Below are 12,058 nucleotides of genomic sequence, written 5' to 3'. Positions count from 1 at the left end.
CGGTGCATCCGGAGGCGCGTACGCGTGCCCCGGGTGCGGCCGCCCGTTTGTGAGGAACATCCAATGCGACATTTCTTCTTCCTGCCGCTTGTGGCCGTGCTGGCGTGGCCGGCGGTCTCCCACGCGGCCGACGGCGAGGCCGGCCGCAGCTGGCAGGCCGGTGATCACCATGTCCACAGCGAGTGGAGCGTGGACTGGGATCGCAGCACCCTGCCGCCGACGCCGATCCGTGGCGGCGACTCGTCCTACACCCGCACCCATAACGCGCGTCAGGCGCTCGCCAATGGGCTGGCGTGGATGGTGCATACCGATCACGGCGGGCCGGGACATTCCGCGGTCACCCGGGACCATGCGTGGCCGGCGCTGCTGGACGCCCGGCGCGAAGTGCCCGGACTGATCCAGTTCAACGGCATGGAGTTCGACGTACCGGCGGGCGAACACGCCTCGCTGATCATCGCGCCCGGTCCGCAGGAACGCGATCAGCTGGTCGCGATCGAACGCGATTACAGCCGCAGCGAGCCGCTGCAGGGAAGCCGCGATGATGGGCAGACGATGCTCGAGGCACTGGCCCACATGCGGGCGCTGCCGGCACCCCCGTTGATGTTCATCAATCACCCCTCGCGCACCGCCACCGCGATGGGCCGGTGGGGCGATGTCGAGCCCGATGAGCTGCGTGCCTGGCATGGCGCCGCACCGCAGGTGCTGGTTGGTATGGAAGGCGCGCCGGGCCATCAGGCCACCCGTGTCCATCGCGGCCTGTATCGCAATGCAGACGCACCCACGATGGGCGGCTTTGACCAGATGACCGCAACGGTCGGCGGCATCTGGGACACGCTGCTCTCGGAAGGCCATCGCTTCTGGATCACGGCCAGCTCCGATTCGCACGTCAACCAGCGCGATGGCGGCAGTGACTTCGATCCCGGCCAGTACAGCAAGACCCATGTCTGGGCGCGGCGGGACGCCGATGACATTCTCGATGGCCTCCGCCACGGGCGGATGTTCGCGGTGACCGGCGATGTGATCGATGCGCTGGAGCTGCGGGTGAGTGCGGACGGTCACGATGCACGCACTGCAACGATGGGTGGCACGCTGTCGCTGTCCCCTGGAGCGTCCATGCGCGTGGAACTGCGGGTGCGCGTACCGGCGTCAGCCAATCACGCTGGGCAGCACCCGGTGCTGGATCACGTCGAGTTGATCGTGGGCGGCTCCGGCAGTGGAAATGGGCCTGTGATGCAAACGCGTGTGTTCGGCGCCAGCGACTGGCAGGTGGACGGCGCATGGCGTTCGGTGTCCTGGGTGTTGCCGGTCCCCGCCCGGGGCGGCTTCGTCCGTGCCCGCGGCAGTAGTACTGCGGAGGTGACGCCGCTGCCCGATGTGCCAGGCGAAGATCCGTGGCAGGACCTGTGGTTCTATTCCAATCCCGTCTTTGTCGAGGCCGTGCGCTGAGGGGACCCCGCTTGAGAGGCAGACTTCACGCCGTTCAGCCGAGGCGTTCACGAAGGTGAGACAGCGTGCTGGCTACCGTGGAGTCCTGTCATTCAACCCGATTCGGGGAAAGGATCATCATGATCAAGTGGGCCATCATTTTTGCCGTCATCGGCTTGATCGCCGGTGCCCTCGGTTTCGCCGGTATCGGCGGCGCTGCGATCGGCATCGCCAAGTTCCTGTTCTGGGCCGGCATCATCATCGCCGTGGTGCTGTTCGTGCTGGGCATGACGATCGCCAAGAAGGTGACCTGACCCATCGCATAAACACGCGACGGTTCCAGATAAAGGCCTGCGCGGTTTCGCGCAGGCCTTTTCGTTGGCGAGGCAACAGGTGCCCCGCAAGGCTCAGTTGAAGTACACCGACACGCCCAGCCCGGCCTGGGCATCCGGGCTGTCGTCATCCAGCCCCACATCGAAGGAGGCGTCGAGCTGCACGGTCGGGCTCGCCATCCAGGTGATCCCTGCGCCTGCGATTTTGCTCGAGGGCTCGCCGTCCGTATGGGTGAAGCCCGCTTCCAGATAGGTGCTGACCGTGTCGGTGGCGGCGAAACTCAGGCTGGGCGCCCAGGTGACGCTGTCCTCGCTGCCGCCGCGGGTCACGTTGGCGTACAGCGCGCCGGTCCAGCGGTCGCTGACCTCGTACTCATAGCTGGCGCCCAGCGCGTACTGCGTCGCGCCCTCGCTGAAGTCGCGTGAGCCGGTGGCAAAGGTGGTGGTGGCCAGCAGGGCCACGGCGTGCCTGTCCGATGGCAGGGGCAGGGCGACTTTGAGGCCGATGCCGAGATCCCCGGCCCCACGGCTGCGCGCAGCCGGCGCATCGCGCGGCGCAACGCGCAGGTGGTTCCAGGGCGAAGTGAAGGCCTGCAGCTCAACGTGGCTGGACACCCCGATCCTGAGATTGAGGTCGGCACTGTACTGCGTGCTCAGCACCCCGTCCGCGTCGCGGTCGCGGCTGAAGCTGGGCAGTCCCGCCTCCAGCGCTACGCCACCGCGGGGCAGCGTCGAAGCCGCAAACCCGATGCCCGGGCGATCAAAGGCCAGCTCGGGTGGCGCATCCTCCTGCGCGGATGCGGCAGTGGAAAACAGCAGGGACAGCAGCAGCGCTGTACATCGCATGGAAATACTCCCGGCCGGACCATCACGGCATCAAGGAGCAGCCAGCCTGCTCCTTGGCCGGAATGTAGCACGGTGATTTTCGCGCTTCTGTGCAGATCCCGGAGCAGCGTCCTGCGCCGCGGCGCCAACGCGACAAGGGGGCGCTGCAGCGGTCAGTGTGCCGGCCGGGTCATGGCGATGAGGGCATCGCGCATGCGCACGGTCGCTCCGTCGGGTGTCGCGTCACAGCCGAGCACGCAGGCGCGGAGCAGGAACCCATCGGCGGCGTGCCGGGCGGCGGTCAGCTGCGCATCGCGACGGTCCAGCGGATGGTCGCGCAGCACGGCATCGAGCCATGAACGCCGTGCGGTGACCCATTCGCTGTCGACGTGGTGCGGCCGGCATTCGACGCTGATGGTGCGCCCGATGTCGAACAGCTCGGCGATGTAGGCACGCGAAAACCGGCCGTGGGCCTGGCTGTCGCGCTCCATGCGCTGCTGGATCGCACGGTGGAGATTGGCCACGATCGCATGCGCGGCGAGGTCATCATTGGCTGCTTGCAGCAGCGAGGTATCGGTTGCGTTGTGCATTCGCGCCTCCAGGACACCGGTGGGGGAAAAACGAGGAATCAGCCGCGCGGCAGGACCGGATCACCCTGCCGCAGCAGGGTGTCCAGCAGCGCGACGACGCGCTCGCCCTGGCCCTCGCAGGCCAGTTCGAACGTGGTCTGCCCGTCGAGTGCGGGCAGCGGGGAATGCAGAATCCATTCAAGAACGGCGGCGCGGTCCGGCTCGATCTGCAGGGCCAGATCCGCGACACGACGTACGATTCCCTGACGCATGATCAGAATCCGTAACTGAGGGAGAGGGCGGCGGTATCCATGTGGTCGCCACGGGTCATCGGGCTGTCACGCACGGCATCGGCCAGCGAGGTGCGGCGGATCGAGGCGGTGGCGGTCCAGCGCGGCCCCAGCGGCATCACTGCGGCGATGTCCAGGTAGGGCGACACGCCGCTGCCGGCGGAGTAGTGCGCCAGGCCGCTGCGGGCGGCTTCGCGTTCGCTGACACCGAAGTAGTAATCGTTCAGATCGGCACTGGCGTAGTTCAGGCCCACCGCAGGCATGAAGGTCACGCGGCCGGCCGGGATCGGGTAGGCATAGCGGGCGTCGGCCGAGAAGCCGCCGCCGTGCCCGGTCACTTCTGCCTGCGCATTGGCCTGCAGCACGCCCCATTCGGCCTGGTGCCGCCAGGAGACGCCGAGCATGCCGGACAGGCTGCGGTTGTCGAGCTGGCGCAGCTGCGGGTCGTGGCTGTCGCGGCGCTTGAAGCGCATCACGTAGGGCGAGGCGGTCAGGGCCAGCTCGGACTGCGCCGTCTGGTGCAGGCGATAGCCTACGCTGCCCCCGCGGAAGAAGAACGACCGGCCTTCCCAGCTCACGATCGGGGCGGCCAGGCGATCGGTGTCATAGCCGGCGTAGGGGGCCTTGAGCGCGACGACGGCAATGCCGACGCTGCTTTTCCTGCCCGTCTCGGGGGCATCGGCTGCCTGGGCGGCCGTAGCGGTGAACGCACTGGCCAGGGCCAGGCCAGTCAGGGTGGAAAGCGGACGCGAACAACGGAAACGGACGTGCATGGACCTGCCGAGGGGGAACAACCGGAGTGTCATGGTGGGCGCCCTACATTGTCGGAACGTTACGTCCGGCTGCGCGGTACCATCGCCTCCTTCGTACCCGCAGGCACCGCTCCCATGCGCCTTCTTCTCCTGGAGGATGATCCGGAAATGGCCAGCGCGATCCAGGTCAGCCTGGCGCGCCACGGCATGGTGGTCGACGTGGTCGGCACGATGGCGCAGGCCGATGAAGCGCTCAAGGCCGGCGTCCACCAGATCCTGCTGCTGGACCGGCAGCTGCCCGATGGCGATGGCGCCAGCTTCGTCCGGATCGCGCGCGAGCACGTGCCGAACCTGCCGGTGATCATGCTGACCGCGCGTGCGTCGGTCGCGGACCGGGTCACCGGGCTGGACGTCGGCGCGGACGATTACCTGACCAAGCCGTTCGCCGTCGAAGAGCTGCTCGCGCGGATCCGCGCGATCTCGCGGCGGCCCTCGCAGATCACCTTGCCGGTGTTGTCGCTTGGCCGGCTGCAGTTCGATTTCGTCTCGCGCGAGGCGCGCGTGTCCGAGGTGCTGCTGGCCCTGCCGCGACGGCAGCTGCTGGTGCTGGAGGCGCTGGCGCTGCGCCAGGGGCGCACGGTGGGGCGCGCTTCATTGCTGGAGGCCGTGTACGGTTTCGACGACGCCATCCAGTCCAACGCGCTGGACGCGCATGTCTCCAAGCTGCGCAAGGCGCTGCTGGAAGCGGATGCGGGCGTGGAGATCCACGTCATGCGCGGGATCGGTTATCTGCTCAAGGACACGCCGTGAGATTGCTCAAGCCCGATTCCCTGGCGTTCAACCTGGTGTGGAAGGTCTGCCTGATCCAGGCCGCCACGATCGCGCTGGCATTGAGTGCGATGGTGCTGACCTACGGCGATCGCCGCTCGGCCTACATCGACTGGAAAACCAGCGACCAGATCGCCTCGGCGATCAGCGTCGGTCCCCAGGGACTGGAAGCGGATCTGCTGAAGGTCGCGGCAGTGGTACCACGGCCGCCGGCAACCTTCTGGTTCGCCGCCGCCGATGAGCATGGCCGACGCTTGGTGCATGGCGATGTTCCCGTGCAGTACCGTCAGTTGGTGGCACGGCTGGATCAGATCGAGCAGACCGACATCCGTACCCGCATCAATGCCGATGCGCTCGCCGTGCGCGTGGTGGTCGCCGATCGGCCGGAAGGGCGACTGCACGTGGCGGTGGGGGGCATTCCCGAGCGCAGCATCGTGCGCCAGCTGCTGTTGATCTTCCGCTATCTGGGCGGCTGGATCGCGCTGCCGGTGCTGGTGATCACCCTGGTGGTGGCACCGTGGGTGATCCATCGCGCGCTGCGCGGGGTCAACCGTGTGGCCGCGCAGGCGGCCGCGATCCAGGTCAACGAGCGTGGCAGCGGCCTGGATACCCGCGCGGTACCGCTGGAAATCTACCCGCTGGTGGACGCCTTCAACGCGGCCGTGCGCCGCATCGGTGAAAGCTACGACGCGCAGGATCGCTTCCTGGCTGGTGCGGCGCATGAACTGCGCATGCCGATCGCGATCCTGGCCACGCGCCTGGCTGACCTGCCGCCGGGCGATGCGCGTTCGCGCCTGCAGCTGGACCTGAGCCGCCTGAGCAACATTGCCGAGCAGCTGCTGGATCTGCAGCGGCTGGACCGGCATGGCAGTCAGTCCCAGCGCATCGACCTGTCCGCGCTGACCCGCGAGGTGGCCGCCGATGTGGCGCCGCTGGTGGTGGATGCCGGCTACGGGTTCTCGGTGGATGCACCGGAGCAGCCGATCTGGGTGCGCGGCGACCCGCACGCGCTGCACCGGGTGATCGCCAGCCTGCTGCAGAACGCCATTGCCCACGGCGGCGGGCGGGGCATGATCGCCGTGGCGCTGCACGACGACGGCTGCCTGTCGGTCAGCGATGAGGGCCCGGGCGTGCCGGAGGCCGAGCGGTTGTCCGTGTTCGAGCCGTTCCATCGCTTGCGGCCCAGTGGCAGCGGCAGCGGCCTTGGCCTGCATCTGGCCCGGGAAATCGTGCTGCGCCATGCCGGGACCATCGCCGTGGATGGCGCGCCGGGTGGCGGTGCGCGGTTCCGGGTCGTGCTGCCGGTGGATCCGCGGCCGCAACCGGGGCTGGCCCCGGCATGACCAATGGCAGGTGATCGGGCCCGGCCATCGTGGGACAACTGGTGCGTCCCCTTTCAGGTGCCGGTTCGATGCGCGTACGTTCGCTGTTCCCTGTGATCGCGGTATCCGGCCTGGCCCTGTCCGGCCTGTCCGGGTGTGCCACCTATGACGACGTCGCTTCGCGCCCGCAGTGCGAGGATTCGCCGCAGGTGAAGGACCTGCCGGCGCAGGTCGCCCGCCGTGAAAGCCGCTGCAATGAGTTGAACATCCGGTTCAACGACGATCGTGGCGGCGACAGCAAGCCGCTCGATTTCGGCGGCAAGAACAAGGACGGTTGATCCCGCGTTGGTCAGCGTTTCGCCGGCCCGGCCGGCGGCGCAGCGCAGTAGGCGGCAGGATGCAGGGTTCACTCCTCCATCACCGGGCGTGGGCTGATATGACCCTCGACGATTCTGCCGATGTTGCGTTGCAGTCCGTGACGAGCACCGCGGAACGTGATGATGCGTTGAAGCAGGATGCGTGCGACTCGCCTGTGTGGACATCGCCGGTATCAGGTTTGACGCCAGGTTGTCAGCGCCACTGCCAGGAGGCACGTCATGAAAACACTGTTTTCGATGCGTCACATCGCACTCGCTGCGGCGCTCACCTGTGCCTCCGCCCAGGCCGATGCCTGCACGCGCGTGGTCTACCTGGGCGACAACCAGGACGTCATCACCGCCCGCTCGATGGACTGGAAGAGCGACGTCGCCACCAACCTGTGGGTGTTGCCGAAAGGCATCGCCCGCGACGGCCAGGCCGGTCCGCGTTCGATCCGCTGGACCTCGCGCTACGGCAGCGTGGTCGCCACCGGCTATGACATCTCCACCACCGATGGCCTCAACGAAGCCGGGCTGTCGGCCAACCTGTTGTGGCTCGCCGAATCCGAATACCCGCAACAGCGCGGCAGCAGGCCAGGGCTGGCGATTTCGTTGTGGGCGCAGTATGTGCTCGACAATTTCGCTACCGTCGCCGAGGCCGTCGCCGCGCTCGAACGCGAACCGTTTTCGATCGTGACCGACAAGGTGCCGGGCGAGTCGCGGCTGGCCACGCTGCACCTGTCGCTGTCCGATGCCAGCGGCGACAGTGCCATCGTGGAATACATCCAGGGCAAGCAGGTGATCCACCACGACCGTGCGTACCAGGTCATGACCAACTCGCCGGTGTTCGATCAGCAGCTGGCGCTCAACGCGTACTGGCAGGACATCGGCGGCACCGTCATGTTGCCCGGCACGAACCGCTCGGCCGATCGTTTCGCGCGCGCGAAGTTCTACATCAACGCCATTCCCAAAAGCGAGGATCCGGTGGTGGCGCTGGCCAGTGTGTTCAGCGTGATCCGCAACGTATCCGTGCCCTACGGGATCACCACGCCGGGCGAACCGAACATCTCTTCCACGCGCTGGCGGACCGTGGCCGACCACAAGCGCAGGCTGTATTTCTTCGAATCGGCGATGACCCCCAATACCTTCTGGGTGGACCTCAACAAGGCGGATTTCTCGCGCGACGCGCCGGTGCTGAAACTCGACCTGGGTCCGGACCAGCGCAATGTGTTCGCCGGCGACGCGCTGCCCCGGTTCCAGCCGTCCGAACCGTTCCGGTTCCTCGGCACCGACGGCTGAGCAGAATCAGACTAATCCGATACCGGCAGGCGGCCGCCTGCTCTATTGTTCCTGGCGAGGGAAGGATCCCTCCCGTCGTGAGCTTCCCGCCCAGGCATGCCGCAAAGGAACGATCCACATGGTGATCAAACTGCAACACATCGAGCGCCGCTGGCACGTCCTGCACCCGGCCAAATCCGCACCCATCGCCTTCCGCAGCGGCGCCACCGCCTTCGATTTCGCCGATGCGCTGGCCCGAGAGCACTATGCCGAGACCGGCCACAGCAGCGCGGTCCGCGTGCAGGTGCTGGAAACCTACGTGGACGCGGTCCGCTACGGCTGAGCCTCATCGCCGCCGGGGAGGATGTGACGCGAGGCACGCTGTGCCGGTCAGCTCCGCGTCGGTTACCTAAATAGGGGATGAAATCAGCGACTTCTGGCCTATGTCGCCCGCCGGGACGATCGCCGATCCTGTGCGCCTCCCCACACGGTAACGAGGAATGCATGATGAGCAACAGGAAGCCCACGGGGTCGAACCGCTGGCTTTGGGCCGTGGCGCCCGCACTGATGGCGCTGGCCGGTGCGGCCCAGGCGCAGAACTACGACCGCTATTACGACGACGGCTACAACGGTGGCCCGGTGCGCTGCGAATCGATCAAGAACCGCACCCAGCAGTGCGCGCTGCCCGGTCGTGCACGCCTGGTGCGGCAGATCTCCGGTTCGCCTTGTGTTGAAGGCCAGACCTGGGGTCAGGCGCGCGGTGGTGTCTGGGTGACGCAGGGGTGCCGGGCGGAGTTCGTCGCCGAGCGCGGCCGGCCCTCGCACGGGGGGTGGGGCAACAATGGTGGCGGCTGGAACGACGGCGGCCATGGCAATGGCCGTGGCGAGCTGATCACCTGCGATTCCAACGATCGTCGGCAGCGCCGCTGCAACGTGACCATCCGGCGTGATGCACGCTTGGTCCGGCAGACCTCCAAGACCGCCTGCATCGAAGGGGAAACCTGGGGCTGGGACCGCAGCGGTGTGTGGGTGGCGGGCGGTTGCCGCGGTCAGTTCGCGGTGAATTGATCGGCATTGCCGATCCTGGCGGCCTGCCATCACCGATGACAGGCCGCGTGCCGCGAGCGGTCAGCCCGTGGCGCTGAGCGCCTGGCCACTCTTGACCAGCATCGGCCAGCGCTTGAGCACGGCCTGTCGGATGCCGGCGGCATCGATGCCGGCCTCGGCCAGCAGGTCTTCGCGGCTGGCGTGGTGCTGGAAGCTGTCCGGCAGACCCAGGTGCAGGAACGGCCTGAGCACGTCTTCGGCGTTGAGCAGCTCGGCCACACCGGAGCCGGCACCGCCGGCGACCACGTTGTCCTCAATGGTCACGAAGCCTTCGTGGCGCTGCGCCAGTTCCAGCAGCAGGGCGCGGTCCAACGGCTTGATGAAGCGCATGTTGACCACGGTCAGGCCCAGCTCGCGACCCACCTGTTCGGCGGCGCTCACGGTGCTGCCAAAGGCGAGCAGGGCGATGCGGCTGCCCTGCAGGCGCAGGTCGGCCTTGCCGATCTCCAGCGTGGACAGATTCGTGCCGGCGGCGATACCGGTGCCACTGCCGCGCGGATAGCGCACGGCGGCCGGGCCGGCGTAGCGCAGGCCGGTGGTCAGCATCTGGCGGCACTCGGCCTCATCGGACGGCGCCATCACCACCATGTGCGGCACGCAGCGCAGGAAGCTCAGGTCCAGGTTGCCGGCATGGGTCGCGCCGTCCGGGCCGACCACGCCAGCGCGGTCGATCGCGAACAGCACATCCAGCTCCTGCACGGCCACGTCGTGGACCAGCTGGTCATACGCGCGCTGCAGGAAGGTCGAATAGATCGCCACCACCGGCTTGGCGCCCTGGGTGGCCATGCCGGCGGCCAGGGTGACCGCGTGCTGCTCGGCGATGGCCACGTCGAAATAGCGCTCCGGGAATTCCTTGCTGAAGCGCACCAGGCCCGAGCCTTCGCGCATCGCCGGGGTGATCCCCATCAGCTTCGGCTCGGCGGCCGCGGCATCGCAGAGCCAATCGCTGAAGACGTCGGTGTAGGTCGGCTTCTTGATCCCGCCCTTGGAGACCAGGCCCTTGTCTGGATCGAAGGGGCCCACGGCGTGGTAACCGATCTGGTCGCCTTCGGCGCGCTCGTAACCCTTGCCCTTGGTGGTCATCACGTGCAGCAGCTTCAGGCCCTTCAGGCTCTTGAGCGTCTTCAGCGTGGCGACCAGCGCCGGCACGTCATGGCCGTCGATCGGACCAGTGTAATGGAAGCCCATTTCCTCGAAGAACGTGGAGGGCACGAACATGCCCTTCCAGTGCTCTTCCCAGCGCTTGACGAAGCGCGCGGTCGGGTTGTGCTTCTTGTCGCCGAGGATCTTCTTGCCGCCTTCGCGCAGCGCATTGAGCGTGCGGCTGCCGGTGGCGCGGCCGAGCATCTTGGTCAGCCCGCCGACCGCCTCGGAGATCGACATGTTGTTGTCGTTGAGGATCACCAGCAGGTTCGGTTCGCTGTCCATGCCGCCGGCGTGGTTGAGCGCTTCATACGCCATGCCGGCGGTCATCGCGCCGTCGCCGATCACGGCCACGACCTTGCGGTCATCACCTTCGGCCTGGCGCGCGATCGCCATGCCCAGCGCGGCCGAGATGGACGTGGAGGAATGGCCGACGCCGAAGGTGTCGTACTCGCTTTCCTCGCGCTTCGGGAACGGGGCGACGCCGTCCTTCTGCTTGACCGTGTGGATCTCGTCGCGGCGGCCGGTCAGGATCTTGTGCGGGTAGGTCTGATGGCCGACATCCCAGACCAGCTGATCGACCGGCGTCTGATACAGGTAGTGCAGGGCGACGGTCAGTTCGATCACGCCCAGGCCGGCGCCGAAATGGCCGCCGCTCTTGCCCACCGATTCAATCAGGTAGGCACGCAGTTCATCCGCGATCGCGGGCAGTTCGGATTCATCGAACCTGCGCAGGTCATCCGGTGACTGGATGCGCGCAAGGCGGGGATAGCGGGCGGAGTCGATCATGTTTATCGCGCTTCTTCTGAGCGCCTATTTTCCCCCCCAAATGGGGGTGGGGCAAGCAAACCGCCTTTTCAGTGAGTAAACGGTGACGGTGGCTGCGACAGAACGTCGCAGCGCGCTCAGGCGGAGAGCTTGGAACGCTTGGGAAGCTGCGCCTTCAGAAACGCCATCTGATCGGCCAGGATGTTGCGGTTGGACAGGATCATGTGTTCGATCCAGCTCGGCCGGTAGGGCACCGCAAGCAAGGGCATGCTGGCCTGCTGCGGGGTCCGGTTGCTCTTGCGCGAATTGCAGTGGAAGCAGGCGCTGACCACGTTCTCCCACACGTCCAGGCCGCCCTTGGAGATCGGCATGACGTGGTCGCGGGTCAGCTGGGGGCGATTGAACTGTTGCCCGCAGTACAGGCACAGGTGCGAATCGCGCGCGAACAGCGCGGGATTGGACAGGTTCGGGGTGGGATCGATCGCGCGGGAGCGGGCGTGGCCGCGGGCGGCGATGATCGGGTGCAGGTCCAGGCCACTCTGCAGGCCGGTGGTGCGGCAGATGCCGCCATGGATGTGCAGGCAAGGGTCGCCGAGGGTCCAGGCCACCGCGCCGCGCGCGTAGAGGCAGGAGGCATCCTGCCAATTGATCCAGTCGAGCACGCGCCCGTGGGCGTCCAGGGCCAATAACCGTACCGAGCCGGGCCGATGCAGCGTAACGATTGGCGACACCTCGGCGACCGGGGCGGACGAGGCTCCGGTATCGATCAGACCCAAGCGTGTAGTGTCTGTCTCCATCGGGAAAACAGCTTATACCCGAATCGTTACGAATTGGGTATAGGGGCTTGCGCCCCTACCCGATTCGTAACGATTCGGACAGGCATTCCACCTTAACCCCGCGCCTTCGGCGCGCCCCCTTGAACATCAAGGGGGCTTTTCTCCAGAAGGTGTATCGGGGTGGCGACCAAACGTCGGGCCCAAACCCGGGCGGCCCCCCCGCAAACACCCACCCAACCACCCGTAACCCCCCACCCAGGGTAGGTGGGGCCGGAAACCAAAAAACA

14 protein-coding genes are annotated in these 12,058 nt (G+C 67.1%); 8 read left to right on the top strand and 6 right to left on the bottom strand.

Going from position 1 to position 12,058, the window contains the following annotated elements; all coding sequences use genetic code 11:
- The first annotated feature begins 63 nt into the window (after nt 1–63).
- Both ABE473_RS12800 and ABE473_RS12795 read left to right on the top strand, forming a co-directional pair.
- Nucleotides 64–1,446, top strand: coding sequence for a hypothetical protein (locus ABE473_RS12800; RefSeq protein ID WP_346489734.1), 1,383 nt, complete (start codon nt 64–66; stop codon nt 1,444–1,446).
- A 119-nt stretch (nt 1,447–1,565) separates the two neighbouring features.
- Nucleotides 1,566–1,739, top strand: a complete 174-nt coding sequence (locus tag ABE473_RS12795; RefSeq protein WP_019182774.1) for a DUF1328 family protein — start codon at nt 1,566–1,568, stop codon at nt 1,737–1,739.
- A 93-nt stretch (nt 1,740–1,832) separates the two neighbouring features.
- Here ABE473_RS12795 and ABE473_RS12790 read toward each other — a convergent pair whose 3' ends face one another.
- The 4 genes from ABE473_RS12790 to ABE473_RS12775 form a co-directional block, all read right to left on the bottom strand.
- Nucleotides 1,833–2,603, bottom strand: coding sequence for a transporter (locus ABE473_RS12790; protein WP_346489733.1), 771 nt, complete (start codon nt 2,601–2,603; stop codon nt 1,833–1,835).
- Between the two features lie 152 nt (nt 2,604–2,755).
- The gene (locus tag ABE473_RS12785) at nt 2,756–3,172 is read right to left on the bottom strand and encodes a hypothetical protein (RefSeq protein ID WP_346489732.1); all 417 of its coding nucleotides are present in this window, start codon (nt 3,170–3,172) and stop codon (nt 2,756–2,758) included.
- 38 nt (nt 3,173–3,210) lie between these two features.
- Nucleotides 3,211–3,423: a hypothetical protein gene (locus ABE473_RS12780; RefSeq protein ID WP_121038335.1), complete on the bottom strand. Its 213-nt coding sequence runs from the start codon at nt 3,421–3,423 to the stop codon at nt 3,211–3,213.
- Between the two features lie 2 nt (nt 3,424–3,425).
- Nucleotides 3,426–4,214: a MipA/OmpV family protein gene (locus tag ABE473_RS12775; protein WP_346489731.1), complete on the bottom strand. Its 789-nt coding sequence runs from the start codon at nt 4,212–4,214 to the stop codon at nt 3,426–3,428.
- A 114-nt stretch (nt 4,215–4,328) separates the two neighbouring features.
- On the opposite strand from ABE473_RS12775, the gene ABE473_RS12770 reads away from it, so the two are divergent.
- From ABE473_RS12770 to ABE473_RS12745, 6 genes are all read left to right on the top strand, one after another.
- Nucleotides 4,329–5,003, top strand: coding sequence for a response regulator transcription factor (locus ABE473_RS12770; RefSeq protein WP_179458421.1), 675 nt, complete (start codon nt 4,329–4,331; stop codon nt 5,001–5,003).
- Entirely contained in the window at nt 5,000–6,364 is a 1,365-nt protein-coding gene (locus tag ABE473_RS12765) for a HAMP domain-containing sensor histidine kinase (RefSeq protein ID WP_346489730.1), read from the top strand. Before ABE473_RS12770 ends, ABE473_RS12765 begins: the two co-directional genes overlap by 4 nt.
- Before the next feature lie 68 nt (nt 6,365–6,432).
- Nucleotides 6,433–6,681: a hypothetical protein gene (locus ABE473_RS12760; RefSeq protein WP_346489729.1), complete on the top strand. Its 249-nt coding sequence runs from the start codon at nt 6,433–6,435 to the stop codon at nt 6,679–6,681.
- Between the two features lie 276 nt (nt 6,682–6,957).
- Entirely contained in the window at nt 6,958–7,998 is a 1,041-nt protein-coding gene (locus ABE473_RS12755) for a linear amide C-N hydrolase (protein ID WP_346489769.1), read from the top strand.
- A gap of 118 nt (nt 7,999–8,116) precedes the next feature.
- A complete protein-coding gene (locus ABE473_RS12750) occupies nt 8,117–8,320 on the top strand; it encodes a hypothetical protein (protein WP_179458425.1) in 204 nt (67 codons plus the stop codon).
- A 164-nt stretch (nt 8,321–8,484) separates the two neighbouring features.
- The gene (locus ABE473_RS12745) at nt 8,485–9,045 is read left to right on the top strand and encodes a DUF3011 domain-containing protein (RefSeq protein WP_346489728.1); all 561 of its coding nucleotides are present in this window, start codon (nt 8,485–8,487) and stop codon (nt 9,043–9,045) included.
- A gap of 60 nt (nt 9,046–9,105) precedes the next feature.
- Here ABE473_RS12745 and dxs read toward each other — a convergent pair whose 3' ends face one another.
- Together dxs and ABE473_RS12735 are read right to left on the bottom strand one after the other, a co-directional pair.
- The gene (gene dxs / locus ABE473_RS12740) at nt 9,106–11,016 is read right to left on the bottom strand and encodes a 1-deoxy-D-xylulose-5-phosphate synthase (RefSeq protein WP_346489727.1); all 1,911 of its coding nucleotides are present in this window, start codon (nt 11,014–11,016) and stop codon (nt 9,106–9,108) included.
- Between the two features lie 116 nt (nt 11,017–11,132).
- Nucleotides 11,133–11,792 carry an HNH endonuclease gene (locus ABE473_RS12735; RefSeq protein ID WP_176989371.1) on the bottom strand — a complete coding sequence of 220 codons (660 nt, stop codon included), beginning with the start codon at nt 11,790–11,792 and terminating at the stop codon, nt 11,133–11,135.
- Between the last annotated feature and the right edge of the window lie 266 nt (nt 11,793–12,058).

Source organism: Stenotrophomonas sp. TWI700, assembly GCF_039673645.1.
GTDB classification, from domain to species: domain Bacteria; phylum Pseudomonadota; class Gammaproteobacteria; order Xanthomonadales; family Xanthomonadaceae; genus Stenotrophomonas; species Stenotrophomonas maltophilia_AA.
Note: the sequence above shows the minus strand (reverse complement) of the source record. Positions and strands in the feature narration are given on the sequence as shown.